Origin of the sequence: Actinomadura rudentiformis, assembly GCF_008923185.1 — a bacterium.
Taxonomy (GTDB): Bacteria; Actinomycetota; Actinomycetes; order Streptosporangiales; family Streptosporangiaceae; genus Spirillospora; species Spirillospora rudentiformis.
Genome location: NZ_WBMT01000001.1, coordinates 140,028 through 163,427 on the forward strand (window position 1 = coordinate 140,028; position 23,400 = coordinate 163,427).

The 23,400-nt window shown below is 67.6% G+C and carries 17 protein-coding genes; 8 read left to right on the forward strand and 9 right to left on the reverse strand.

Annotated elements, in window-relative coordinates; translation table 11 throughout:
* Positions 1 to 240: 240 nt before the first annotated feature.
* The 3 genes from F8566_RS00685 to F8566_RS00695 all read right to left on the reverse strand — a co-directional run bounded on the left by F8566_RS00685 (position 241) and on the right by F8566_RS00695 (position 4,753).
* Positions 241 to 921 (reverse strand): CBS domain-containing protein, encoded by a 681-nt coding sequence (locus F8566_RS00685; protein WP_192809442.1) that lies wholly within the window; start codon positions 919 to 921, stop codon positions 241 to 243.
* A 351-nt stretch (positions 922 to 1,272) separates the two neighbouring features.
* Complete coding sequence (locus F8566_RS00690; RefSeq protein WP_151556894.1) at positions 1,273 to 3,633, reverse strand: phosphoketolase family protein; 2,361 nt, start codon at positions 3,631 to 3,633, stop codon at positions 1,273 to 1,275.
* Positions 3,634 to 3,721: 88 nt separating this feature from the next.
* Positions 3,722 to 4,753, reverse strand: coding sequence for an Acg family FMN-binding oxidoreductase (locus tag F8566_RS00695; RefSeq protein WP_151556896.1), 1,032 nt, complete (start codon positions 4,751 to 4,753; stop codon positions 3,722 to 3,724).
* A gap of 204 nt (positions 4,754 to 4,957) precedes the next feature.
* Between F8566_RS00695 and F8566_RS00700 the strand changes: the two genes are divergently transcribed.
* Positions 4,958 to 5,500, forward strand: coding sequence for a CBS domain-containing protein (locus F8566_RS00700; protein WP_151556898.1), 543 nt, complete (start codon positions 4,958 to 4,960; stop codon positions 5,498 to 5,500).
* 510 nt (positions 5,501 to 6,010) lie between these two features.
* Here the strand turns inward: F8566_RS00700 and F8566_RS00705 are convergent.
* Positions 6,011 to 6,274 carry a hypothetical protein gene (locus F8566_RS00705; protein ID WP_151556900.1) on the reverse strand — a complete coding sequence of 88 codons (264 nt, stop codon included), beginning with the start codon at positions 6,272 to 6,274 and terminating at the stop codon, positions 6,011 to 6,013.
* A gap of 702 nt (positions 6,275 to 6,976) precedes the next feature.
* Between F8566_RS00705 and F8566_RS00710 the strand changes: the two genes are divergently transcribed.
* A complete protein-coding gene (locus tag F8566_RS00710) occupies positions 6,977 to 7,531 on the forward strand; it encodes a hypothetical protein (protein WP_151556902.1) in 555 nt (184 codons plus the stop codon).
* A 754-nt stretch (positions 7,532 to 8,285) separates the two neighbouring features.
* On the opposite strand, the gene F8566_RS00715 is transcribed toward F8566_RS00710, so the two are convergent.
* On the reverse strand, positions 8,286 to 9,149 hold the full coding sequence (locus F8566_RS00715) for a helix-turn-helix transcriptional regulator (RefSeq protein ID WP_151556904.1): 864 nt from the start codon (positions 9,147 to 9,149) through the stop codon (positions 8,286 to 8,288).
* A gap of 34 nt (positions 9,150 to 9,183) precedes the next feature.
* Between F8566_RS00715 and F8566_RS00720 the strand changes: the two genes are divergently transcribed.
* Entirely contained in the window at positions 9,184 to 9,762 is a 579-nt protein-coding gene (locus F8566_RS00720; RefSeq protein ID WP_192809443.1) for a VOC family protein, read from the forward strand.
* Between the two features lie 161 nt (positions 9,763 to 9,923).
* Here the strand turns inward: F8566_RS00720 and F8566_RS00725 are convergent, their stop codons facing one another.
* Positions 9,924 to 11,588: a glycoside hydrolase family 27 protein gene (locus F8566_RS00725; protein WP_151556908.1), complete on the reverse strand. Its 1,665-nt coding sequence runs from the start codon at positions 11,586 to 11,588 to the stop codon at positions 9,924 to 9,926.
* Between the two features lie 213 nt (positions 11,589 to 11,801).
* Positions 11,802 to 13,406, reverse strand: coding sequence for a non-reducing end alpha-L-arabinofuranosidase family hydrolase (locus F8566_RS00730; RefSeq protein WP_225992729.1), 1,605 nt, complete (start codon positions 13,404 to 13,406; stop codon positions 11,802 to 11,804).
* Positions 13,407 to 13,643: 237 nt separating this feature from the next.
* Between F8566_RS00730 and F8566_RS00735 the strand changes: the two genes are divergently transcribed.
* Both F8566_RS00735 and F8566_RS00740 read left to right on the forward strand, forming a co-directional pair.
* Entirely contained in the window at positions 13,644 to 15,056 is a 1,413-nt protein-coding gene (locus F8566_RS00735; RefSeq protein ID WP_151556910.1) for an endo-1,4-beta-xylanase, read from the forward strand.
* A 26-nt stretch (positions 15,057 to 15,082) separates the two neighbouring features.
* On the forward strand, positions 15,083 to 16,453 hold the full coding sequence (locus F8566_RS00740; protein ID WP_151556911.1) for an RICIN domain-containing protein: 1,371 nt from the start codon (positions 15,083 to 15,085) through the stop codon (positions 16,451 to 16,453).
* A 116-nt stretch (positions 16,454 to 16,569) separates the two neighbouring features.
* Here the strand turns inward: F8566_RS00740 and F8566_RS00745 are convergent, their stop codons facing one another.
* Complete coding sequence (locus F8566_RS00745) at positions 16,570 to 17,412, reverse strand: hypothetical protein (RefSeq protein ID WP_151556913.1); 843 nt, start codon at positions 17,410 to 17,412, stop codon at positions 16,570 to 16,572.
* A gap of 1 nt (position 17,413) precedes the next feature.
* The gene (locus F8566_RS00750) at positions 17,414 to 17,920 is read right to left on the reverse strand and encodes a SigE family RNA polymerase sigma factor (RefSeq protein ID WP_151556915.1); all 507 of its coding nucleotides are present in this window, start codon (positions 17,918 to 17,920) and stop codon (positions 17,414 to 17,416) included.
* Between the two features lie 279 nt (positions 17,921 to 18,199).
* Between F8566_RS00750 and F8566_RS00755 the strand changes: the two genes are divergently transcribed.
* The 3 genes from F8566_RS00755 to fxsT all read left to right on the forward strand — a co-directional run bounded on the left by F8566_RS00755 (position 18,200) and on the right by fxsT (position 23,002).
* Positions 18,200 to 18,781, forward strand: coding sequence for an RNA polymerase sigma factor (locus tag F8566_RS00755; protein ID WP_151556917.1), 582 nt, complete (start codon positions 18,200 to 18,202; stop codon positions 18,779 to 18,781).
* Positions 18,781 to 19,806 carry a hypothetical protein gene (locus F8566_RS00760; RefSeq protein ID WP_151556919.1) on the forward strand — a complete coding sequence of 342 codons (1,026 nt, stop codon included), beginning with the start codon at positions 18,781 to 18,783 and terminating at the stop codon, positions 19,804 to 19,806. Before F8566_RS00755 ends, F8566_RS00760 begins: the two co-directional genes overlap by 1 nt.
* Before the next feature lie 217 nt (positions 19,807 to 20,023).
* Complete coding sequence (fxsT, locus tag F8566_RS00765; RefSeq protein WP_192809444.1) at positions 20,024 to 23,002, forward strand: FxSxx-COOH system tetratricopeptide repeat protein; 2,979 nt, start codon at positions 20,024 to 20,026, stop codon at positions 23,000 to 23,002.
* The last annotated feature ends 398 nt before the right edge of the window (positions 23,003 to 23,400 follow it).

The window sequence follows — 23,400 nt, forward strand, 5'->3', positions numbered from 1 at the left end:
CAAGAACGGCGTAGGGAGGGGCGAAGGTCCTGAGAATGCGGGGCACACGTCCGCCAGGCGGCGTGCTTCCTAGCGATGTGGGTCACCTGCCCGGTCGCCGGACAACGACGAGCGAAGGGCACGACGTCCCTCTTGCGAGCCGTCCTATCCGACGACGAGACCGCTTCATCCCGGCTGACCCCGGCAGGAGCTGTCAGTGCTCCGGCCGGGGCCTGAATGAGCGAGGTGTTCTCGCCGTTGTCACAGGGTGGGGTAGTGCTGGGCGTAGGTGTCGTCGATGGTCCAGCTCAGGTGGCCTTGGGCCGACACGACGCCTTCCAGTCTGCGGATGGCGTGCAGCAGTTGGGGGATTTGTGAGCGTCGTTCGACCTGTCCCTGGACGCGGACCTGTCCCTGCTGGACATCGACGGTGTAGAGGTTGGCGTCCCAGCCGAACTGGTCGGCGATGATGGTGTGCAGGACGTCGTCGTGGATGTCGTGGTCGGGTCGGGTGTAGACGCGCAGGGCGTCGCTGCGGCTGATGATGCCGGCCAGCCGTCCGGTCGCCGGGTCGGTGACGGGCAGCCTGCTGACGTGGTGGCGCCGCATGGTCCGGGCGGCCTGTTCGACGGTCGCGGTGGGAGAGATGGTGATCGCGGGCGTGGTCATGAGGTCGCACGCGACGGTCCCGGCGGTCTTGCGGATCTCGCGTCGCCGGCGGGGCCCGGCGAACGGGTGCGGGTCTTCGGTCGCGCCGGGGTCGGCCTCTTTGAGCAGCAGGTCGGTCGCCGAGACCACTCCGCACAGGGTGCCGTCGGGCCGCACGACCGGTACGGCGTCCACCCCGTGCAGGCGCAGAGTCTGCACGATCTCCTTGAACGGTGCTTGCTCGGGTACGGCGATGACGTCGGTGGTCATGACTGCTTCAACGGCGGTGCCCATGGGACCCTCCTCCAATTCTGGCCCTGCGTGGAGTTGTTGATTTCGCCTCCACACTGCGGCATCTCCGCAGGTCCTGCCTAAGGTCGAAAGTCCCTCGAACGGCGGCATTGGTCTCGGCTCAGCGGCCGGGCCTCTGCCTGTGGCAAGGGCGCTGCATGTGCCTGTGTCGAGCGATTCCAGGTCTTTCCGGGCTGTGAGGACGAGAGTTCGCACGGGTGCGGCGCCGCCAGCCGTTCGCCCTCCCGGCACCCGGCCCGGTGGCCAGGTCAGGGCCGTGGCGTCGTGGTCGAGCAGGCTCAGCTTGAGGTTGCTCGATCCCGGGTTGACCGTGAGCACCCTCCTGGTCGTCTCTTAGTAGGGCCAGGTCCAGTCGCGGACTTCGGGGGCGTCCTCGCCGTGTTCGCGGGTGTAGGCGCGCAGCGCGAGGCGTTGGTCGGCCATGCGCTGGCGGAGGTGGGCGACGCGGCCGCCGAGGTGGGGGACACGGTCGATGACGTCCATGACCAGGTGGTAGCGGTCGAGGTCGTTCAGCATGACCATGTCGAACGGCGTCGTGGTGGTGCCTTCCTCCTTGTAGCCGCGGACGTGGAGGTTGTGGTGGCCGTTGCGGCGGTAGGTAAGGCGGTGGATGAGGTAGGGGTAGCCGTGGAAGGCGAAGATGACCGGCTTGTCGGTGGTGAACAGCGCGTCGTACTCCGGCTCGGTCAGGCCGTTGGGGTGTTCGCCGGCGGGCTGGAGCCTCATCAGATCGATCACGTTGACGACGCGTACACGCAGGTCGGGCAGGTGCTGGCGGAGCAGGTCGACAGCGGCGAGGGTCTCCAGGGTCGGGATGTCGCCGGCGCAGGCCAGCACCACGTCGGGGTCGGCCCCGCCGTCGGTGCTCGCCCATTCCCAGATCCCGATGCCGCGGGTGCAGTGCAGGACGGCGGCGTCCATCGGCAGCCAGTTGAGCGCGGGCTGCTTGCCCGCGACCACCACGTTGATGTGGTCGCGCGAGCGCAGGCAGTGGTCGCCGACCGACAGCAGGGTGTTGGCGTCCGGCGGCAGGTAGACCCGGACGATCTCGGCCTTCTTGTTCATGACGACGTCCAGGAAGCCCGGGTCCTGATGGGTGAAGCCGTTGTGGTCCTGGCGCCAGACATGCGACGACAGCAGGTAGTTGAGCGAGGCGATCGGGCGCCGCCACGGCAGGTGCCGGGTCACCTTGAGCCATTTGGCGTGCTGGTTGAACATCGAGTCGACGATGTGGATGAACGCCTCGTAGCTGTTGAACAGCCCGTGCCGCCCGGTCAGTAGATAGCCCTCCAGCCAGCCCTGGCACAGATGCTCCGACAGGATCTCCATGACACGGCCGTTCGCCGCCAGATGCTCGTCGGACTCGTGGCGTTCGCCGGTGAAGACACGGTCGGTGACCTCGAAGACGTCACCGAGCCGGTTGGAGGCCGTCTCGTCCGGCCCCATGATCCGGAAGTTGTCGGGGTTGGCGGTGATGACGTCGCGCAGGAATGCGCCGAGCCGCCTGGTCGGTTCGGTGGAGGTCGTGCCGGGCTTGTCGACGGGCACCGCGTAGCCGCGGAAGTCCGGCAGGACCAGGGGACGCAGCAGGAGACCGCCGTTGGCGTGCGGGTTGGCGCTCATCCGCCGATCCCCCGTCGGCGCCATCGCGCGCAGCTCGGCCGTCGGCCGGCCCTCGTCATCGAAAAGACGCTCGGGCCGGTAGGACCGCAGCCACGTCTCGAGTTGAGCGAGGTGCTCGGGATTGTCACGTACGCCCGCCAGGGGCACCTGGTGGGCACGCCACGTGCCTTCGACCGGGACGCCGTCGACCTCCTGCGGCCCGGTCCAGCCCTTGGGGGTCCGCAGGATGATCATCGGCCAGCGGCGGCGCTCGTGGACCTTGCCGGTGCGAGCGCCGTGCTGGATCGCGGCGATCTCGTCGAACGCGCGGTCCAGCGCGGCGGCCATGCCTTGGTGCATCTTGGCAGGGTCGTCGCCGGTGACCAGATAGGGGTTGTAGCCGTAGCCGTCGAAGAGCTGGACCAGCTCCTCCTCGGGAATCCGAGCCAGCACCGCCGGATTGGCGATCTTGTAGCCGTTCAGGTGCAGGATGGGCAGCACCGCGCCGTCGTTCACCGGATCCAGGAACTTGTTGGCGTGCCAGGACGCCGCCAGCGGACCGGTCTCGGCCTCACCATCCCCCACGATGCACGCCACGGTCAGGTCCGGGTTGTCGAACGCGGCGCCGAAGGCATGCGCGAGCGAATAGCCCAGCTCGCCGCCCTCATGGATCGACCCCGGCGTCTCCGGCGCCACATGACTGGGCACCCCGCCGGGGAAGGAGAATTGCCTGAACAGCCGCTGCATCCCGGTCTCGTCCTGCGGCACCTCCGGATAGACCTCGCTGTAGGTGCCCTCCAGCCACGCGTTCGCCACCGCCGCAGGACCACCATGCCCCGGGCCCATGATGTAGATCATGTCCAGATCGCGTGCCTGGATGAGCCGGTTGAGATGGGCGTAACAGAAGTTCAGGCCGGGCGTCGTCCCCCAGTGCCCCAGCAGCCGCGGCTTGATGTGCTCAGGCCGCAACGGCTCGCGCAGCAACGGATTGGCCAACAGATAGATCTGCGCCGCCGACAGATAGTTGGTAGCCGCCCAGTAGGCGTCGATCAGCCGCGCTTCCTGCTTCGACAGGGGTGCGTTCTTTGCCATCGCATGGTCTCCATTGTCATTAACGTCATCGACCACCGCTGTGCCCCTGCCCCTGAGGCGCGAGGGCAATCTCGCCTTCGATGCCACCTCAGGCCTCTTCGGTGAGAACGTGTTCGACGGGTCGGCGCACCGTGGCGAACTCGCCCGTGGCCGCTCCCAGCCGCAGGACCAGTTGAGGGTGCTCTCCGGCGCAGAACCGTGTCCGGATGAACTCCCGCAGTTCGGGGATCTCGAGGGCCTGCGTGTGGAACGCCGCTGACACGTCCTCCTCCACCGACGCACGGAGCAGGACCCGTTGCAGCGCCTGTCCGGCGCGGAGCCAGTCTTCGGCCTCGTCGCCCTTGGTGGTGAGAACGCACGCCACTCCGGTCACCGGCTCATCCGGCCAGTCGACGGGTCTCTCCTCGGCAGCGGTGCCCCAGCCGTGCCCGCGCGCGAAGTCCCTCCCGGGAAAGTGCGGCTCTGTGTGCGGTGCCTCCTTCGGGTAGGCGCCCTCGTGAACGCCTTCCCGGCGCGGGTTGCCCGGGGCCGGCGCCCACCTGGCCAGCTCTCCCGCGTACGAGGGGGTGCGCTGGTGAACGTGCTCGGCGGCGACCGTCAAAGCCGCGATGGCTCCGCGGGTAGGCGCGTCCACGATGATCCGCAGCGTGGCGCCCTCACTCTGCGCCTCCTGCCGCAAGACCGACAGCAGTGCTTCGGCGACCGGGTCCGGCTTGAACGCCCCGCGATGGGTACGGCGGCGCCGGATCTCCCCGTACAGCCGCCCGTTGTCCTCCGACTCAGGCGCCCGTTCGCGCAGGCTCACATCGGCGAGCAGGTGCGGCCGGTCCGGGTCGGGCAGCAGCGCGACCTCAGGCTCGTATCCCAGATGGCGCGCGGCCACGCGCAAGGTGAAGATCGCGGCACCGCAGCTGATCAGCATCTCCCGGCCCTCGGGATCGGCCACGCTCAGCCGCCGGTCGGCATCCGCGCGCACAGTGATCCGATCTCCGCTCCAGGTGAACAGCCATGGCTGGGTGTTGTGCACCGACGGCGCCCACGTCGCCGCCTCGACGGCGGCCCGCACATGCTCGGCCGGTGGGTTGAAGCCGCTCTCCCCTTTGCCTCGAGTCGAGGGCATGATGAGCTCCTTTGTCTGCCGATGGACCTCCACTCCATCAAGCTTCCGGTGCCGGATTCAGGGCCGAAGGTCCCTTATGGAGGGGACGTCTGGTCGCCAGACCACGGGATTCGCAGGACCTGCGCCTCTGCCGGATCCGATGCCGGAAACAAAGACTGGAAGCGTCAAGTGCGGCCGACCGACCGCTGATCCCGGGAGAGCCTCATGAACGCGCGCACACCACTCGAAGCACGAACCGTGGCCCAGGTGATGACCACCGATCTGCTCACCATCACTCCCGAGGAGTCGGTCCTGATGGCCTGGGAGCTCATGTGCCAGGCCCGGATCCACCACCTGCCGGTCGTCAGCGCCGAGGGCAGCTTCATGGGCGTCGTCGACGCGCAGATCCTCATGGCGACCTGGGAGTCCGCCGGTCCCGGACGAGCCCGGCGCCCCGTCCGTGACCTCCTGCCCGGCAGCCCCCTGCTGGCCGTGCTCGCCGACGACCCCATCCCGACGGCGGCCCGCGCCATGCTCAGCGCCAACACCGACTACGTCGCCGTCATCGACGACGACCGCACCCTGATCGGGCTGCTCACCGCGCACGACCTCATCAACGCGCTCGCCGGCGGCCCCACACCACAGCCACACCCCCGTCCGAGCATGCCCTCCCTCTACCGAATGGAACCGGTCCTTCCGAAGCACCGGCCCGCCGAGCGGCCCGAGGCCATGGCTCACCCCAGCCGCACCGTCATCTCGCCCGACTGAGACCCACAAGTACAGGGGCGTGACGGGCGTACCTGCCATGCCGTACTAAGTCAGTCGCGTTTCGCGGTCACGGTCATGCGCGCTGAATGACGTTCCGCCATGGCCGGTGAGCGGAGAAGGCCGCCGTGTAAGTCATGCGTGAGCTCAAGTCCGTGTGCTCGGCCATGACGCTCTCCTGGGGCGACCATGCGGTCGAGGAGGCGGTGTCGAAGGTGTGCCGCTGATGGTCTGCCACGCCTGGTACTGACCTTGGGACGCACTGAGCGACGCCGTCACCCACGTCGAAAGCACCGCATGTGAGGCGACCAATACCTAGCCTTGCTGCTTTCCAGTGACACCTCTGCGCGCATCGGCACAAACCCACAGTTCCGAGTGGAGGCTGGCGCAGACGAGGTACTCGGCGCCGCGCCGAAGATGACCGTCGCGCCCGGGCCGGTGTGGTCCGGGGACGCTGACGGTTCGCGCGTGCAGCAGGGCACCGGTCTTCTGAGTCAGTCAGGGTGAAGGCTCTCATCCGAGAAGGCGCTTGAGGAGACGATTCTCAGACGGCTTGGGAGTGGGGTCGCACCGGACGCCGCTGGCGCCATAGGAGTGGCCTTCACCTGACTTGCCGGCGCCCAGAGCCGCATCCATGCCGAACGCAGGCTTCAACAGTTCGACGAGCAGTGGCCCTGGAGCAAGCGCATCGACTGGACGATCAATGTGCTGATCAGCGTCCAGACCTTCGGAAGCGAGCGTGTGTTTCAACTTGCCGAAGACTGGATGGACGCCCACGACGCCGAACTCCGCGACGTCACCACGGAACTCCGACTACCCGGTTGGCTGGCCGAGTGGTAGTGGGAGTCCTGCGAGATCCAGGTGGAGAGAGACAGGACAGTTCGGCCCTGGGCATCGGATTGGACAGAACGGGCCTGGACAGACATTCCCGCTCGGCACAGGTGGCTGGGCCGCGCACGGCGCTGCTTGCGCGACCGGGATGGGCGCGGCGAACGCTGCTACAGCGGCGAGCGCCGCGCTCACGAGGGCACGTTTCATGAGGTACCTCCAGCAGCCGATACGAACTGCAATCAGGCAACTACAATACGCACTTGGGGTTATCCTGACGAGGCGATCACACTGTTCCGCCACCAGATAGACGCCACGGAGCTACCCCGGAACAGGCGATCCAGGTCGTCCAGGGCGGGGCACACCCGAGCCCGCCACGATGAACGGCTGCAACATCTCCGAAAAACCAGCTCCAGCACGCGCAAGCTGGCCTCGGCCCGCGCGGATCACGACCGCACGACGCGCACGCGAATGAAGCCTTCTGACCACCAGAGGACGCCCGTACAGTGCTGGCGCTCCGGTGATGATCGACCTGACCCGCCGCCCACGCCCGCCTGACCGAACCTGGCCCACCACTGTGGGCTGCTGTTCAGGTGAACTATCGGCATGGCGACATTTGGTCGAGGTCGAGGCGCCCAAGAGGATCCCCACGTGGCCCAGCGGGCGCAACTGTGGAATGACGCCTGCGCCGTGTACGCGACCCTCATCGACGGCGGTGACCTCCCGGTCCAAGCCACTCAGCTGTTCGTCGGTGAAGGGGAGAAGGTCTTCCTGCAGGACTACTACGTCGGTTGGCGAACCTCCATCACGCTCACCTATGACGAGATCATCATGGCGCTCGGCGCCGAGAACTTCTACCAGCGCTCCGACTTCGCCTCCCAAGCGATCCAATCAACGTTCCAGGACGACTACGGGATGGTTACGAGCCACCTCACTGACCAGCGCCTCATCATCATGACCGCCCCACAGACCCGCAGCCTCTGGCACCGCGACCTGATCGCCATTAACGGCCGCCTCAACGAGGCCGGCAACCTTGTCCCTGAGGAGTTCAACGTCGCCTACGACGGCCACCGCCCCCAGACCATCTACGGCCCGGCCGCACTCGGCCTGACCATCAGCCTGGCCTGGGCCGCAGGCGGCGCCCACGCCCTCCAAAACCCGGTCTTCGGCCCCGTAGCCGCCGCAGTGTCCGCCGGCCCCAGGTAAGAGCAATACTCCGACCGAGCCCTGGGAGCTTCGACGCGATCGTGGCGCCGACCGCCTCGCAGGCCTCGGCCGCTCGGATTGCGCCGCCGCCACAGCCACCCCCGCCCTTTCGGCCAGCTCATCGTGCGTAAGGGTGTCAGGTGGGGCGATGTAACCGGCCTCGCCGCGGTCATCGCGATCTTTGACTGGCTGGGCTGGTGGTTCTGGAACTTTCGGCCGGGGGCGGCGGATCCTGCCTGCTGACTTGGTGAGTCGCGGTGACGCCGGTACGAGGCGTAGTTGGCCAAGGATGCCCTGGACAGCGTGGCGTGGTCTTCGGCGCGTTCGGGGGGTGTAGCCCAGAGGGTTGGGCCGCGACGGCGGGCGGCATCTGCAGGACAGGTTGCGGACTGCGGCGATTCGGGCGCCGAGCAGATTGTTCCGGACCTGGCCACCTGGTTCATCAGGTAGGTCGAGTGGAGGTGCTGCGCTGGCCGGTTGCCGGGAAGCAGCCAAGGGCTGCTCCGGTTGACTTCGACATTGCGGGACCGCGATGGGCGTTCTGGCCGAAGGGCTCAGGGACCGGCTGGCCTGTGCGGCCCGAGGGTGATCTGTACTTCCTCGCCGCTGAAGTTTCTCCTGGGTGATTGTTTTGTGGACGGTGCCCTGGTGGGGGCAAGTGCAGGTGCCGTGAATCCCACGCAGATCTGCGCCACGCAGGTCCACTTCTGTGAGGATTGCGCCGCGCAGGCGCGGTATGGCTGAGTCGTTCGGCTCAGTCCCGAGCGGGGGCGGGGACGCCGGACAGGACCGCCAGCCGGAACCGGGTCTCGTCCTCGGTGTCCGGGGCCGCCGTCAGGATGACGATCTTTCGTTCCGCGTCGCCGTCGGTCATGACGTCGCAATCCACCGAGATCGGCCCGACCGCGGGATGATCGACGATCTTGTGGTCTTCGCGATGCGCCCCGACCGTGCCGGAGGACCACAGCTCGGCGAAGCGTTCGTTGCCCGTGGTGAGTACCTGGATCAGGTGTGTCAGACGGTCGCTGTCCGGGAAGCGTCCCGTGGCGCGGCGCAGGTCGGACACGACCGCGGACTCGACCGTGTCCTGAGCGAGAGAGGTCACGGGCCAGTGCGACAGGCGTGCGCCCGCGCCGTCGATCGAGAAGGTGTCGCGAGCGAAGTTGCGGAGCCGCGGCGGCGTCGCCGACGGGTCGCCCAAGAGCCCCGCCCAGCTGCGGTTCCACCAGATCAGTTGCCAGTCCGCGGCGAAAACCGCGGCGGCGGTGTCGTCCAGGCGGTTGAGAAGGCGGCGGAGACCGGGCGGGATGTGATCGGAGACCTCCCGGTCGGCCGGTGGGACCAGACCGGCCAGCCGATAGAGATGATCCCGTTCGGCGTCGGTGAGCTGCAGGGCGCGAGCGAGTGCGGCGACCACCTGCGCCGAGGGTGTGGTGGCGCGTCCCTGCTCCAGACGCACGACGTAGTCGACCGAGATCCCGGCGAGTTCCGCCAGCTCCTCCCGGCGCAGTCCCTTCGCTCGGCGCGAGCGCCTGCTCGGCAGGCCCGCTGTTGCTGGAGCGATGCGGTCCCGCCATGCACGCAAAGTCGCACCCAGCGTCGTCCCGTCAACGGTCATACGATCGATTCTCGCTCGTGGCCACGGGGCGAGGATGGTACCCGTCTTCCTACCGTCGCTCCGTCACTGGTTCCAGGCTCGACGCGCGGCGAGCATCGGTCGCATGAGCATTTCTTTCGCACACGACCATGTCGGAATCAGCGTGACTCCCGAGGATCTCGAGGCCACCATCGAGTGGTATTCGAGCAGCCTCGGCTTCACTGTTGACCAGCGGTTCGACTCCCACGGCACGACGTTCGTCTACATCGTCAGCGGTGACGTCAAGATTGAGCTTCTCGCGGGCGCGGCGAACCGCCAGGCGCCGACCGACGACGTCCTGAAGAGCATGGACCCGTCGCGCCTGCACCACTTCTGTGTCGCCGTCCAAGATCTGGACGCGGCCGTCGCCGAGCTGCGTGACCTCGACGTGGAGTTGATCGGCGGGCCCATGGAGGTGGCGCAGATCGGTCAGCGCATCGCGTTCGTCGCCGACAACCTTGGCAACATCATCGAGCTCGCCGAGCCCGGCACCTGGCCCGCCGACCGGTCGTCCTCGGCGAATTCGGGATGGAATCAGGCCGCTGCCGCTCGCGTTCGGCGTACTGGCGCCGGCGTTGCAACTCCAGCGGCTTGAGGCGTTGGTCGGCTGGGGCAAAGGACGGTTCGAAGTACTGCTTGCCCAGCGGCAGGGCGTCGAACATGATCGGGGCCGATGCGGTCCATGAACTGCTGCGGCGCTCCCTGGTCTGGGCGGTCTGTTGAGGATCGCCCAGACCAGGGATCTCGAGAAGACGATCAGATGCGGGTCCAGCGTTGGTTGGCGGCACCGTTGCACGTCCAGATCTGGACGTAGACACCGTTGGCCGTTGAGTTGCTGGGTACGTCCAGGCATTTGTTCGCGCCGAGGGCGGTGATGCTTCCGTCGGAGTTGACGCGCCACTTCTGGTTGGTCTGGCCGTTGCAGTCCCAAATGATCACGCTGGTTCCGTCGGCGGTGCCGTTGTCGTTCACGTCGAGGCACTTGCTTCCGTAGACCCGCAGTTCGCCGGCCGCCGTGGAGGTCCACTGCTGGTTGCTCTGGCCGTTGCAGTCCCAGATCTCCACCCGCGTTCCGTTGGCCTGGGAAGCTCCGGTGACGTCGAGGCATCTTCCCGACCCAACGCCCTTGATCTGGGATACGGGGTTGGGCGTTCCGCCGCTGACCCGGAACACGACGGTGCCATGAGAAGGCACGCTCGCCGAGATGGCCCCGGTGGTCGAGGTGACGGCGTTCGTCCAGGCCTCACGGAGGCTGAAGGAGTTGCCGGACAGACCGATCGCCGAGGTGGTGGTGCTGACCGTCGTCGTGCTGCCTCCCTGGTTGAACAGCGCGACTGCGATGTCGCCGTTGCTGAGCCGTTTGGCCAGGACGCGGCGGGTGCCGTCGTTGCTGATCTGGTTCGCCTGGAGGCCGAGCGGGTCCTGATTGATGGCGATCAGATTCTGGTTCTTCATGATCGTGGCGGTCGCGGCGTCCATGTTCCGCATGTCGTTTCCCGCGATCAGCGGCGCGGCCATGATGGCCCACAGGGCGAAGTGGCTGCGCATCTCGGTGTCGGTCATGCCGCCCCGGCCGACCACCATCATGTCGGGGTCGTTGAACTGCCCCGGCTTGGCGTAGCCCGACAGGGGCACGTTGACGTTGACGATGTTCTGGATGCCCATGGGGTAGCCGTTGGTCTGGCCGGAGTTCCAGACGTTGGTGATGTCCTCGGTCGTGCGCCAGATGTTGGCGACGTCACCCCAGTTCCGCTGCGGGCCGGTCTTCTCATGGATGCTGTTGGGGTTGATGCTGTAGAGGATCGGCCGTCCGGTGGCCGCCAGGGCGTCGCGCATCTTCGCGAAGGTGCGTACCTGGTCGTCGATGGTGCCGGTGGGAGAACACCAGTCGTACTTGAGATAGTCGACGCCCCAGGCGGCGAACTGCCGGGCGTCCTGGGCCTCGTGGTTGAGACTGCCGGTGGCACCCGGATAGGAGCCGAAGTACTGGGCGCAGGTACGGTCCAGGGGCGCTTGGTAGAGACCGAACTTCAGACCCCTGGCGTGCAGGTAGTCGCCGACCGCCTTCATGCCGCTCGGGAATCTCGACGGATTGGCCCGCAGGTTGCCGGCCGGGTCGCGGTTGGGATCGAACCAGCAGTCGTCGACCACGACGTACTGATATCCGAGGTCGCGCATGCCGGAGCTGACGAGCGCGTCGGCAGTCTGCCGGATCAGTGTCTCGTTGATGTTGCAGCCGAACGTGTTCCAGGTGTTCCACCCCATCGGCGGGGTGCGGCCCACGCCGTTGTCCAGCGCTTGAGCCTGGGTGGCCGGGCTCAAGCGCTGGACAACGGCGTGCGCTTGAGCCTGGGTGGCCGGGCTGAGCGCCACGGCCAGGGACACCATGGTCAGCAGCGCGCGGATTCGTCTCCTGCTCATGGAGATCGCTCCTCAGTGATGTGAAGGCCGGGTCCATGGGGTGCGCGGCCACCCCATGGACCCGGTGTCCAGGGCTCAGACGACCGTTGTGGCCGCGCTGCGGTCGGCGACGAAGCCGACGGTCGTCCTGTCTGCGGTGACCTGGGCGGGCTCGGCCTTCCGCCGAGCCCGCCCCGGCCGGATCCACGCCGGAGCCGGATCCGTGTCACGGCGTTAGCGCTGCAGTGTCAGCAGGCCCGGCCGGTAGGGGAGGAGGCCGTAGTCGCCGCCGGAGTTGGGGTTGCGCCCCTGGTAGAGCAATTGCAGATTGCAGGGATCGACGGTGAAGGTCTGATCGGCGCTGGCGCGGATCAGTTCGCCATGGCTGATGTCGTTGGTCCAGGTGGCGCCACTGTTGGCCTTGCCTGCGAAGGGATTGCTCTCGGTCGCGGCCTGTGGCGTCCACGTACCGTTCAGACTGGTGGCCGTGAACGAGCGGAAGTAACGACCTTGCGAGCCGATCGCCTCGACGATCATGAGGTAGCGGTTCTGGCCCTGGAGCTTGTAGACCTGAACGGCTTCGAACAGGTTGTTCCTCGTGTCACTCATGATCACTGTCGCGGTCGAGCCGAAACTGCCCGGGAAGTTCCCGATCGGCATACTGGCCCGGTAGATCTTGCCGTTGTCACCGGCGAAGAACAGGTACATGTTCGTGCTGTCACCGATGAGCGTCTGGTCGATGGGTCCTGTCCCGGAGTCGCTGATGCTGGCGGTGGAGAGCACCTGCTGTGATGACCAGCCATTCGGGTTGGTGGGGTCGCTCGACGTCCGGTAGGAGAAGGCGGTCCCTCCCCATTGGTAGGCGAGCACCCAGATGTTCTTCGGCGCGAAGTAGAAGAGCGTGGGCGCGACGGTGGAATTCGACATCGTGTTCTGGCTGGCCGAGGCCATCTCCGACCAGTTGGTGAACAGGCCGAAGTTCATCGAACCCCACTTCGTCCCCGTGTCGTGCGTCGTCGCATAGACGAGATGCCTGCCGTTGTAGGGGGCGACGGTGAAGTCCTTGAGCGAGACCCACCCCGGCTTGGGCTGCGCCAGCGGGCCCGTTGATGTCCAGCGGTATGTCGACGGAAGATTGCACGTCGGATCGGGGCCGCTGCCGCCGACCTCGACGAGCTGCCACTGCTGGTTGTTGCCGCCCCAGTCGTCGTACTGGACGATGTTGGCGTTGTCGGCGGTGGAGGCGCCTTGCACTTCGAGGGCCTTGCTGCTGTGGCGCGAGACGAGCCTCACGTGGCCACCCGGGCTGTCGGCCAGCCGCCACTGCTGGTTGGCGCCGTTCAGGTCGGCCCACTGGACGATCGAGCCGCCGTTGGCGGTGGAGAAGTTGTGGACGTCCAGCACCTTGCCGGAGTGGCGGGACTTGATGCGGTAGTAACCGCCGCCGGAGTCGACGAACTGCCACTGCTGCTGGTTCTGATCATTCCGGGTCCACTGGGTGATGCGGGCGCCGTCGTTGGTCGCCAGGTTGTAGACGTCCAGGGCCTTGCCGCTGTTGCGATTGACCAGGACGTACCACTTGTTCACATCCACTGTCGCGGCGCGAGCGGCCTGTGCGTTCGTCACGGACAGGAGCGCCGACAGCAGGAGCGATGCCAGCACCGCACCGATCTTCAACATGAGCTTCTTCCTTTCGTTCGGCATGAGTGTTAGCGCTAACATTCCGCTGCCGAAGGGGACCTCCTCTCCATCGGACGATCGGGGGTGGTGGTGGCCGGAGTAAATATGAGGCTGAGCGACATCGTCAAGGGCCCAGACCTTCGAAAAACTTTCGGACACAGATGGGCTGGTAGATCGCGTATAGAACTCGCCGACTGGACATACGCGATGAAATATTTCGAAACTATTGACGGAATCTGTGTGGGCTCACACACTGAGTCCGCGACGCCGTGGTGGTGTGTGCGTTCCCGGTGATGGAGCGCGGCGTCTGTCACACGGGCTGTGTCCCGTGCTTCCCACGGGCTGTGTCCCGTGCTTCCACCCCTCGTTCATTCATGCATTCATGGAGGAACAGACATGCGTACGAAAGCCATGCCCAGGTCCAGGATCCGCAGGCGGGCCCTCGTCGCAGGCGCCCTCGGGGTGCTCACCGCGACCGCCGCTCTGGTGGCACCGGCTCCGGCCGCCGCCGCGGCGAGCACGCTGGGTGCTGCGGCGGCACAGAACGGCCGTTACTTCGGCACCGCCATCGCCTCGGGCAGGCTCAACGACTCGACGTACACCACGATCGCCAACCGCGAGTTCAACTCGGTGACCGCCGAGAACGAAATGAAGATCGACGCCACCGAACCCCAGCGGGGCCAGTTCAACTTCACCGCCGGCGACCGCGTCTACAACTGGGCGGTCCAGAACGGCAAGCAGGTGCGCGGCCACACCCTGGCCTGGCACTCCCAGCAGCCCGGCTGGATGCAGAGTCTCAGCGGCAGCACGCTGCGCCAGGCGATGATCAACCACATCAACGGCGTCATGGCCCACTACAAGGGCAAGATCGTCCAGTGGGACGTCGTGAACGAGGCCTTCGCCGACGGCAGCTCGGGAGCCCGCCGAGACTCCAACCTGCAGCGCACCGGCAACGACTGGATCGAGGTCGCCTTCCGCACCGCGCGCGCCGCCGACCCGGCCGCCAAGCTCTGCTACAACGACTACAACGTCGAGAACTGGACCTGGGCCAAGACCCAGGCCATGTACGCCATGGTCCGCGACTTCAAGCAGCGCGGCGTGCCGATCGACTGCGTCGGCTTCCAGGCTCACTTCAACAGCGGCAGCCCTTACAACAGCAACTTCCGCACCACGCTGCAGAACTTCGCCGCCCTCGGCGTCGACGTGGCCATCACCGAACTCGACATCCAGGGCGCCTCGCCCACGACCTACGCCAACGTCACCAACGACTGCCTGGCCGTCTCGCGCTGCCTCGGCATCACCGTCTGGGGCGTTCGCGACACCGACTCCTGGCGTTCGGAGCAGACGCCGCTGCTGTTCGACGGGAACGGCAACAAGAAGCCTGCCTACACCTCAGTCCTCAACGCCCTCAACGGCGGCACCACGCCCAACCCCGGTTCTGGAACGATCAAGGGCGTCGGTTCAGGCCGTTGCCTGGACGTGCCCAATTCCAGCACCACCGACGGCACCCAGATCAACCTGTGGGACTGCCACAGCGGCACCAACCAGCAGTGGACCTCCACCGACGCGGGCGAGCTCAAGGTCTACGGCAACAAGTGCCTGGACGCCGCCGGCACCGGCAACGGCGCCAGAGTCCAGATCTACAACTGCTGGGGCGGCGACAACCAGAAATGGCGCCTCAACTCCGACGGATCCATCGTCGGCGTCCAGTCCGGCCTCTGCCTGGACGCCGCCGGCAGCGGCAACGGCGCCCCGATCCAGCTCTACTCCTGCTGGAACGGCAGCAACCAACGCTGGACCCGCACCTGACCTGCCACGAGCGAGAGGGTGAATCGATGAAGACCTACGGTGCGGCTTCCCCCGCCCCTCCGCACAGGCATCGCAGGTGGTCCCGGTTCGCCGCCGCGGTGGCGGCGGCCCTCGGGGCCGGCATGCTCGTCGTGGTGAACCCGGCGCCTGCCGAGGCGGCGACGGTGGACACCAACGCCTGGTACGTCATGGTCAATCGCAACAGCGGCAAGGCGCTGGACGTCTCTGGCTCGTCCACCGGCGACGGCGCGCGGATCAGCCAATGGACGCGCCACGATGGAACCAACCAGCAGTGGCAGTTCGTGGACTCCGGTGGCGGCTTCTACCGGCTGAAGGCCCGGCATTCGGGCAAGGTGCTCGACGTGGCCGGCGCCTCGACGGGCGACGGTGCCGCGATCCAGCAGTGGGCCGACCACAACGGTGCCAACCAGCAGTTCCGCCTGGCCGACTCCGACGCAAACCACGTCCGCCTGATCAACCGCAGCAGCGGCAAGGCCGTGGAGGTCCAAGGAGCCTCCACCGCCGACAACGCGAACATCGTCCAGTACGCCGACTGGGGCGGCGCCAACCAGCAGTGGCAGATGGTCAAGCTGTCGTCCGGCGGCAACGGCGGATGCGGCAACGCCCCGACGCTCGCAAGCGGTACGCACACGATCCAGAGCAGCGGTAAGAGCCGCAGCTTCATCCTCAGGGTTCCGTCCAACTACAACAACAGCCACCCCTACCGGCTGGTCTTCGCGTTCCACTGGCGGGGTGGAACCGCCGGCGACGTCGCCTCGGGTGGAACGAGCGGAAGCGCCTGGTCCTACTACGGCCAACAGGAACAGTCGAACAACAGCGCGATCCTCGTCGCCCCCCAGGGCCTGGGCAACGGCTGGGCCAATTCGGGCGGTGAGGACGTCACCTTCGTCGACGACATGATCCGGCTCATCGAGAGCGGCCTCTGCGTCAACACGACACAGCGCTTCGCCACGGGGTTCAGCTGGGGCGGCGGCATGAGCTACGCACTCGCATGCGCCCGGGCGAACGCCTTCAGGGCCGTCGCGGTCATCGCCGGCGGCCAGATCAGCGGGTGCAGCGGCGGCACCCAGCCCATCGCCTACTTCGGAATCCACGGCATCAGTGACTCCGTCCTCACCATCGCGCAAGGACGGTCACTGCGCGACAAGTTCGTCGCCAACAACGGCTGCGCTCCCCAGAGCCCGCGCGAGCCCGCCCAAGGCAGCCGGACGCACATCACCACCGCCTACTCGGGCTGCCGCGCCGGGTACCCGGTCCAATGGGCCGCGTTCGACGGAGGCCACATTCCCGGTCCGGTCGACGGCTCCTCCAACGAGAGTGGCGTCGCCACCTGGACCAAGGGAGAGATCTGGAGGTTCTTCGCACAGTTCCAGTGACACACCCGCACCACGGAGTGGAGCCAGGATCGCCCTGGCTCCACTCCGTCGGCCATCTTCGAGAACAGCGAACCCGCGGTCACCAGCACGGCCCCGGTAAGACTTCCCGCCGGGGTTCACATCCCCGGGAACGGTGGCGTCATGGTGCTCACGACCCGGCCGGCCGCGTTGTAGGCGACCACCTTGGTCACCTGGTCGTCCGGATCGGACATTCCGGTGGCATCGATGTCGTTGTCTCCCGGCACTCCGGCCGGCACGACCCGGCTGTGCGTCCGCGCGATGAAGAACCCGTTCTGGACGGCGGCGTCGGCCTTCCGGTTGCGGTTCCAGTAGACGGTGAGGCGGGCGACCTCCGGCTTGACCCGGCCGAACACGAGTTGGTGCAGGTTATATGGATGGCCGTCGGCGGTGCTCTCGCTCACCTTGCGGTCCAGCCGGACCTTCCCGCGGAAGGCCCACAGGTCGCCGCCCGGCGCGGCCTGCCAGGGATGGAACATGGGCCCGCTCACGTTGCCGACGTTCTTGGCGCCGACGCACGTCACAAAGCCCCGACCGGTGCCCACCGCCGCGACGAACTGGCGGCCGACCTGCTGCCTGACCAGGAGCCGGAAGTCAGAGACCTTGCCCAGATCCGGCCGGCGCCTGCCCATCTCGTCCCTCGGCACCCCGTCACGCATGCATCCCAGGGTGACCTTCGCCTCCGCCCGGGTATCGGCCGGCAGCGGACGCGGCTTCGGCTTCACCTCCACATCCGGCGTGGAGCCCTCCCCACCGAAACCGGGGCCGAACACCACCCACGGCACGGCCACCGCCGACGCGATGGCAAGCACGACGCCGGTCACCCGCCTGTTGCGGCGCCGCGCGTCCAGCCGCCGGAGCGCCCGCCCCGCCAAGTCGTCCACCGGGTGCGCCTCGTCCGCCAGCTCCTCGAACGCGTCCCTGAGCATCTCGTTCGTCATCTCAGCTTCCCGTCTTCTCGAAGTCGAGCGCGGCATCGGGCACCAGCTCGCGCAGCCGAGCGAGCGCACGGTGCGCCTGGCTGCGCACCGTGCCGACCGAACAGCCCAGGATGTCGGCGACCTGGCTCTCGGGGAGATCCTCGAAGTAGCGCAGGACGAGCACCGCGCGCTTGCGCGGCGGCAGTGCGAGCAACGCCTCCCGCAGCGACAGCCGCAGATCCACATCGCCGGTGAGATCCCGGCCAGCGCGTTCCGGTGGCTTCTCGACCGTCGCCTCGCGGCCGCGGCGCCGCCACCGGCTGACCTGCTCGTTGTACATGGCGCGGCGCACGTACGCCTCGGGGTTCTCACGGATGTGGCGCCAGCGGGCCGCCGTCTTGGCGAGCACGGTCTGCAACAGATCCTCGGCCGCGTGCTGGTCGCCGGTGAGCACGTACGCGCTGCGGATCAGGTTCGCGGAGCGCGCCTCGACGAACGCGGTGAAGCTCTCGCGGGCTTCTCGGTTCAAAGGGCCTCCCTTAGTCGTCACACCCTTTGACACTGGGAGGCCCCGCCACTATGCCGTGCACGTCCGGATTTCCGTCAGCGAGTTCGACCCCGATGACTACCGCCACCGGACCGGTGGCACTACCGAGACCCTGGTCGGGGCCGACCTCGCCTCGCCGGGCTCGTCGAACGCCCTTGGTATCACGATGGGTCGGCAGTCACCGCTCGACGTCTCTGCTGAACGGTTCACCCATCAGTTGGCAATTGCTGGATGTAAGGCGATCCCACTACGAGGAGGGTCATGACATCTGATCCGGAGGATGCGGAGTTGATCGTTCGGTCGCTCGATGGCGATGACGATGCTTTCGTCCAGGTGGTCCGGCGTCACGAGGTGGCGGTGGGGGCTTACCTGGCGCGACGGGTCGGCCGGGAACGGGCCGAGGACCTGCTCGGCGAGGTGTGGGTGGCGGCGTTCGCGTCCCGGGCGAAGTACGATCGCTCGTTTCCTGACGCCGGCCCGTGGTTGTTCGGTGTGGCGCACAACACTCTCCGGCGGCACTGGCGGTCCCGGCGGACCGAGGAGCTGCGGCCGAACGTGGAGGCTGACATGGCGTCCGGGTGGGATCCGTGGGCCGCCGTGGACAACCGCGTCGACGTCGAGTCGGTGCTGCGGCGCGCCCTGACGCTGCTCAAGCCGCAGCAGCGGGAGATCTTGACCCTGGTCGCGTGGGAGGACCTGACCGTCGCCGACGCGGGGCGGGCGATCGGCGTACCGCCGGGGACGGCACGCCGCTACCTGCACGAGGCGCGCATGGCGCTGCGGGACGCGCCGGGGATGGCCGCGCTGCTGACCGATCACAACACGGTGAGGGAGGGCAACTGATGCTTGATGAAATGGACCTGCTGAGGGATCTGAGGAACGCCGAGCCGGTGCGGCCGCGCGCTTTCGACGAGGCCAGGACGGTGCTGCGGGCGGAGATGGCCGCACAAGGGGCATCGGAGACCACAACCGGATCTCGCCGGCGGACCCGGTGGGGCAAGCGCCGCATGGTGGGCTTCAGTGCCGCTGCCTTGGTCGCCGCGTCTGCGGCGGCTGCGCTCGTCATCACATCTACACCGACGGCCGACAAGCCCCCCGCCAAGGCGGCGCAGGCAACGGAGAACCCGATTCTGGCCAAACTGGTCGCGAACATCACGCCTCTGCAGGCCAACGCGCCGGGCGACGCGACGCTGGAGATTCGCAACCAGTCGCCGACCAGTGACGAGCTGGGCGCCAACGGCATCGGCCTGTTCACCGACGACGGCACCTACTACTGGGGAGTCGACAAGAGTGCCCTGCGGCGCGCCATCCTCCGGAAGGACGGCGGTGATGAGGTGTTCAAGCGCGCCATAGCGGTGGCGCTCTACGCCGTGAAGGGCGATATCGGCACCGCTCGTGCACGGATGGCCGTTGCCAACATCGCCCCGGGCACGAATCCGGATCCGGAACGGACGAAGATCGAAAAGCTCAAGGCCGTGGCCAAGGCGCGGGGGGAGAAGTACGTTCCGCCGAAGCCGCCGACCCCGGAGCAGCAGAAGGAGATCACCGACAACCACATCTGGAACAACGCCATCGACGCGCTGATCGCGGCGCCGGAGAACCCCCAGGTCCGGGCTGGCGTGCTCCGCATCATGGCGACGATGCCGAAAGTCAAGGTCACGAAGACCACCACCGCCGGACAGCCCACGCTGACGCTGGTGGACAGCTGGCCCAACACTTCCGGGAAGTTCGTAGAGAAGCTGGTCATCAACGCTGGGACAGGTCATCCTGTCGCCTTGTCCAGCAGCGGCTCGGACGTGCCGTCCCGCACGACCTACTATCACAACTCCCGGGTGACGCTTGCCGACATCAGAGCCGGCAAATTCTGACCCATACCAGCGAGATCGTTCGGGCCGCCCGGTCGCCGGGCGGCCCGAACGCCATATAGCCCGGTCACTGTCGCGTGCTCGGATCGGCACTGGGCGAGCCTGGGATGGGGGCGTGGCCGTTATCGGCAAGCAGGAGATATGGCTTGCCGCGAGTGGTCAGAGCATTGTCAAATTCAGGTGACCGTGCGCGATCTCCGGCCGCAGCATGGGAGCGATCGTGACGAACGACCAGTCCGGCGGCTCGCGTCTTGGCCGGCTCCGCATCCGCATCGCGGCCGCTGTCGCCGCGATAGGCGCGGCGGCCAGCGCCTTCGCCGCGATCGCCCTGGAGGATCAACTGTGGCTCCTGGTCCCGCTGGCGAGCTTGGCCGCCGTCAGCGCGGCGGTCGAGGGGTACCGCCGACAGATGGGCCAGCGGTCCTTGCCCATGGGGGAGAGCTCGGGGCCCATGGGGGAGAGCTCGGGCATCGGCCTGGTCATCGCCTTCGTCGACCGTGACCGGCTGTGGGCCGAGTGGGTCGGTGCGACGCTGCGGGCGGCCGGGTTCTCCATCGAGCTGATCGATTGGCGTTATCTGAAGATCGGACGGAGCCGGTGTGTGCTGATCGCGGGCCACGGCTTCGCGACGGTTCCCACCGCCGGCGAGAAGCTGGCGGGACTCTCAGCCCGCGGGAGGAAGCGGTTGCTCGTCGTCACAGTGGACGACTGCCCGCTGCCCATAGAGCTGAAGGAGGTGGTGAAGCTTCACAGCGACATGCGTGCCGAAGCGGCTCGGGACGCGGTGACCGGGGCGGCGCTCGACCATGGACCGAGACCGGCGGCTCGCCGGGCGGCGTCCGCCGATACCGCGGTGTTCCCGCCCGCCGACACTGCCGTGTTCCCGCCCGATGACGTCCTGTTTCATTTGGGCGGCCGGGAGCGGCGAAGGGGATTCACCGACCGCGATCTGCAGCTGAGGATCCTGCGAACACGCCTGATGGGGAGCGGCGCCGACGCGATGATGTCGCGCGCCTGCGTGCTGCAGGGCATGGGCGGCGTGGGAAAGACGCAGCTGGCCGTGGAGTACGCCTGGCGTTACCGGGCCTACTACCGCACCGTGGCCTGGATCGACGCCGCCGACACGGCGTCCGTGGATCGGAGCCTGGAGGCCCTCGCAGGGGAACTCGGCGTCGAGGCCGCCGACTCGCGGCACCGGGCCCGGCACGTGTGGGAAACGATGTCCAGCCGTGGTGACTGGCTGGTCGTCTTCGACAACGCCGAACACGAGCAGGATCTCGCGGCGATCTGGCCCGAACCGAGGCCCAGGAGGAACGTGCTGGTGACGTCCCGGAGCGCCCATTGGACGCGTGCGGAACCGATCGATGTCCCGCTGCTCGACCCCGAGCACTCGATCGACCTGCTCTGCGCATGCGTGAAGAGCGGTGACCAGGACGGGCGCCCGGAGGGCCGGGACCGTGAGGGGGCCGCGAGGGTCGCCCATGCGCTTGACCATCTGCCGCTCGCGCTCATTCAGGCGGCCGCGTACGTACGTCACACTAGGTGCACGTGGCTGGAGTACAACGACCTGCTCGCCGAACGGCTGGCGGAGATGATGAAGATGAAGCCTCCCGAGGACTACCCCGGCAACGCGGCTACCACCTGGGCCATCTCCGTCGAGCGGCTGCGTGACCATCCGGAGAGCCCTCCCGGGACCGAGCACCTGCTGTACCTCTTCTCATTCCTGGCTCCCGACGACATCCCGCGCGCTCTGGTGCCCGCCCACCCGGACGTGCTGCCGATGCCGTTGCGCGGCCTGGCCGAGGACGCCGACGCCTACAACCGCGCCATCGGGGTCCTGAGCGCGGACTACTCGTTGATCACGGTCAAGCCGGAGCGGCTCTCGTTGCACCGCCTGGTCCAGACGTTCGGGCGGGACAGCCTCGACCCGGAGGATCGCAGCGCCTGGACCCGGGCGGCCGTCCGCCTGGTCGATCAGGCGTTCCCCGCCGACGTCACCGATCCGGCGAACTGGCCGGAGTGCGCCCGGCTGATGTCCCATGCGATCGCGGTGGCCCGGCATTCCGGCGACGCCGCCGTGGCGCCCCCGGAGGCCGCCGGGTTGTGCCAGCGGACGGCGGAGTATCTGGGGGCGATCCGTGCCCGCAACGAAGCCGCTCTGGATTTGATCGAGAAAGCGGTCGCGCTCCGCGAGCGCCTTGCGGAATCGGCACCGGCCCCGGTCGCCGAGTCCCTGACCACCCAGGCCCAGATCCTGTGCGACGCCGGGCAGTACGAGGCGGCGGAGCGATCGGCGCGTCGCGCGCTGGGAATCTGGGAGGGTTTGCCGGATACCGACGCGGACTCCCTTGTCGCCGCTTTGTGCGTCCTGGGTGGGGCACTGGTGGAGCAGGGACGATTCGACGGCGCCGCCAACGCCTACGAGCGCGCCCTCGAGACCCAGAGCCGCGTGCACGGGCCTGAGGATCGCGGCATGGCCCCGATCCTCGCGCTGCTCGCCTATGTGCAGTTCCGCATGAGCACTCTCCGTACGGCGAGGGACACCTTCCAGCGCTCTTTGGACATCTGGGAGGCCGCCGGGGGGCCGCCTTCTCCGGCCCGTGTCCAGGCGACCCGCCGGTTGGGCCGGGTCCTGGGCATTCTCGGTGAGATCGAGGCCGCCCGCGCATGCGTTGACGAGGCCGAGCAGATGGCGGCCGAACTCTGGGACGAGGACGCGGTCGAGACGATGCGGACCGCGGAGATGAAGGGGGAGATCCTCGCCTTGGCCGGTGAGGTGGCCGAGGCGGAACGCCTGCACCGCCGATCTGTGGAGTACTACCGCACCCGTTATCCCGAGCCGTCCTTGCACTACGACGCGCTCGGACATCTCGCGCAGACGCTCATCAGGGCCGGGCGTCCCGATGAGGCCGCCGAGTCCGCCGCCCAAGCCGTCGAACTGTGCCCTCGGGTCTTCTATGAGGCCTGGGTCCTGTGCCTGCTCGGTACCGCACAGCGGATGCAGGGACGCCTGGAGGAGGCGGCCCGGTCGTTGGAACGGGCGAAGTCGATATACGAGGAGATGTGGGTCGCGGATCACTACGGCCTGGCGCCCGTGCTCCGCGAACTCGCCGCGATCCGGCGTGAGCAGGGCGATGCCGAAGAGGCGGAGAGCTTGATCGAGCGGGCCCGCGACGTTGAACGCCGATCCCGGCGCTGAACCCGCTCTCCGGTGACACCTTGAAGCCCAGGCTCTGGTAATCGGTCCCCAGTTCGCCATCGCCTCGCCGCCGACGGCCGCTGGTCAGCACGTACCACGATTGCCGCCACCACCCTGCGACCGTGCGTTCGGCTCCGGTGGCAACGGGCGCACGATCTCCCACGAGCCTCCGGCACGATCCGGTCCCAGCGATCATCCGCATCGTTGCCACGATCACTCACAACAGCGGGTCTTTGGAGGGTGTGTCCGCGTTTGATGCAGCGTCGTCCAGCACCTGGGCCAGTGTGAGGGGCACCGCCGTAGTGGTCTGGCTTGTCGCGGTCGCCCCGGCCGGAGTTCGAGTTGGACCTTCGGTCGGGGCGTGCTGCGCTGCTGGGGGATGTGCGCCAGCCCCGTCG

What these genes read in the sequence shown, in the direction of transcription:
- F8566_RS00740 (WP_151556911.1), top strand. Translation starts at nt 15,083, where the DNA reads ATGAAGACCTACGGTGCGGCTTCCCCCGCCCCTCCGCACAGGCATCGC.
- F8566_RS00715 (WP_151556904.1), bottom strand. Translation starts at nt 9,149, where the DNA reads ATGACCGTTGACGGGACGACGCTGGGTGCGACTTTGCGTGCATGGCGG.
- F8566_RS00745 (WP_151556913.1), bottom strand. Translation starts at nt 17,412, where the DNA reads ATGACGAACGAGATGCTCAGGGACGCGTTCGAGGAGCTGGCGGACGAG.
- F8566_RS00720 (WP_192809443.1), top strand. Translation starts at nt 9,184, where the DNA reads ATGGTACCCGTCTTCCTACCGTCGCTCCGTCACTGGTTCCAGGCTCGA.
- F8566_RS00690 (WP_151556894.1), bottom strand. Translation starts at nt 3,633, where the DNA reads ATGGCAAAGAACGCACCCCTGTCGAAGCAGGAAGCGCGGCTGATCGAC.
- F8566_RS00685 (WP_192809442.1), bottom strand. Translation starts at nt 921, where the DNA reads ATGGGCACCGCCGTTGAAGCAGTCATGACCACCGACGTCATCGCCGTA.
- F8566_RS00735 (WP_151556910.1), top strand. Translation starts at nt 13,644, where the DNA reads ATGCGTACGAAAGCCATGCCCAGGTCCAGGATCCGCAGGCGGGCCCTC.
- F8566_RS00700 (WP_151556898.1), top strand. Translation starts at nt 4,958, where the DNA reads ATGAACGCGCGCACACCACTCGAAGCACGAACCGTGGCCCAGGTGATG.
- F8566_RS00755 (WP_151556917.1), top strand. Translation starts at nt 18,200, where the DNA reads ATGACATCTGATCCGGAGGATGCGGAGTTGATCGTTCGGTCGCTCGAT.
- F8566_RS00695 (WP_151556896.1), bottom strand. Translation starts at nt 4,753, where the DNA reads ATGCCCTCGACTCGAGGCAAAGGGGAGAGCGGCTTCAACCCACCGGCC.
- F8566_RS00725 (WP_151556908.1), bottom strand. Translation starts at nt 11,588, where the DNA reads ATGAGCAGGAGACGAATCCGCGCGCTGCTGACCATGGTGTCCCTGGCC.
- F8566_RS00760 (WP_151556919.1), top strand. Translation starts at nt 18,781, where the DNA reads ATGCTTGATGAAATGGACCTGCTGAGGGATCTGAGGAACGCCGAGCCG.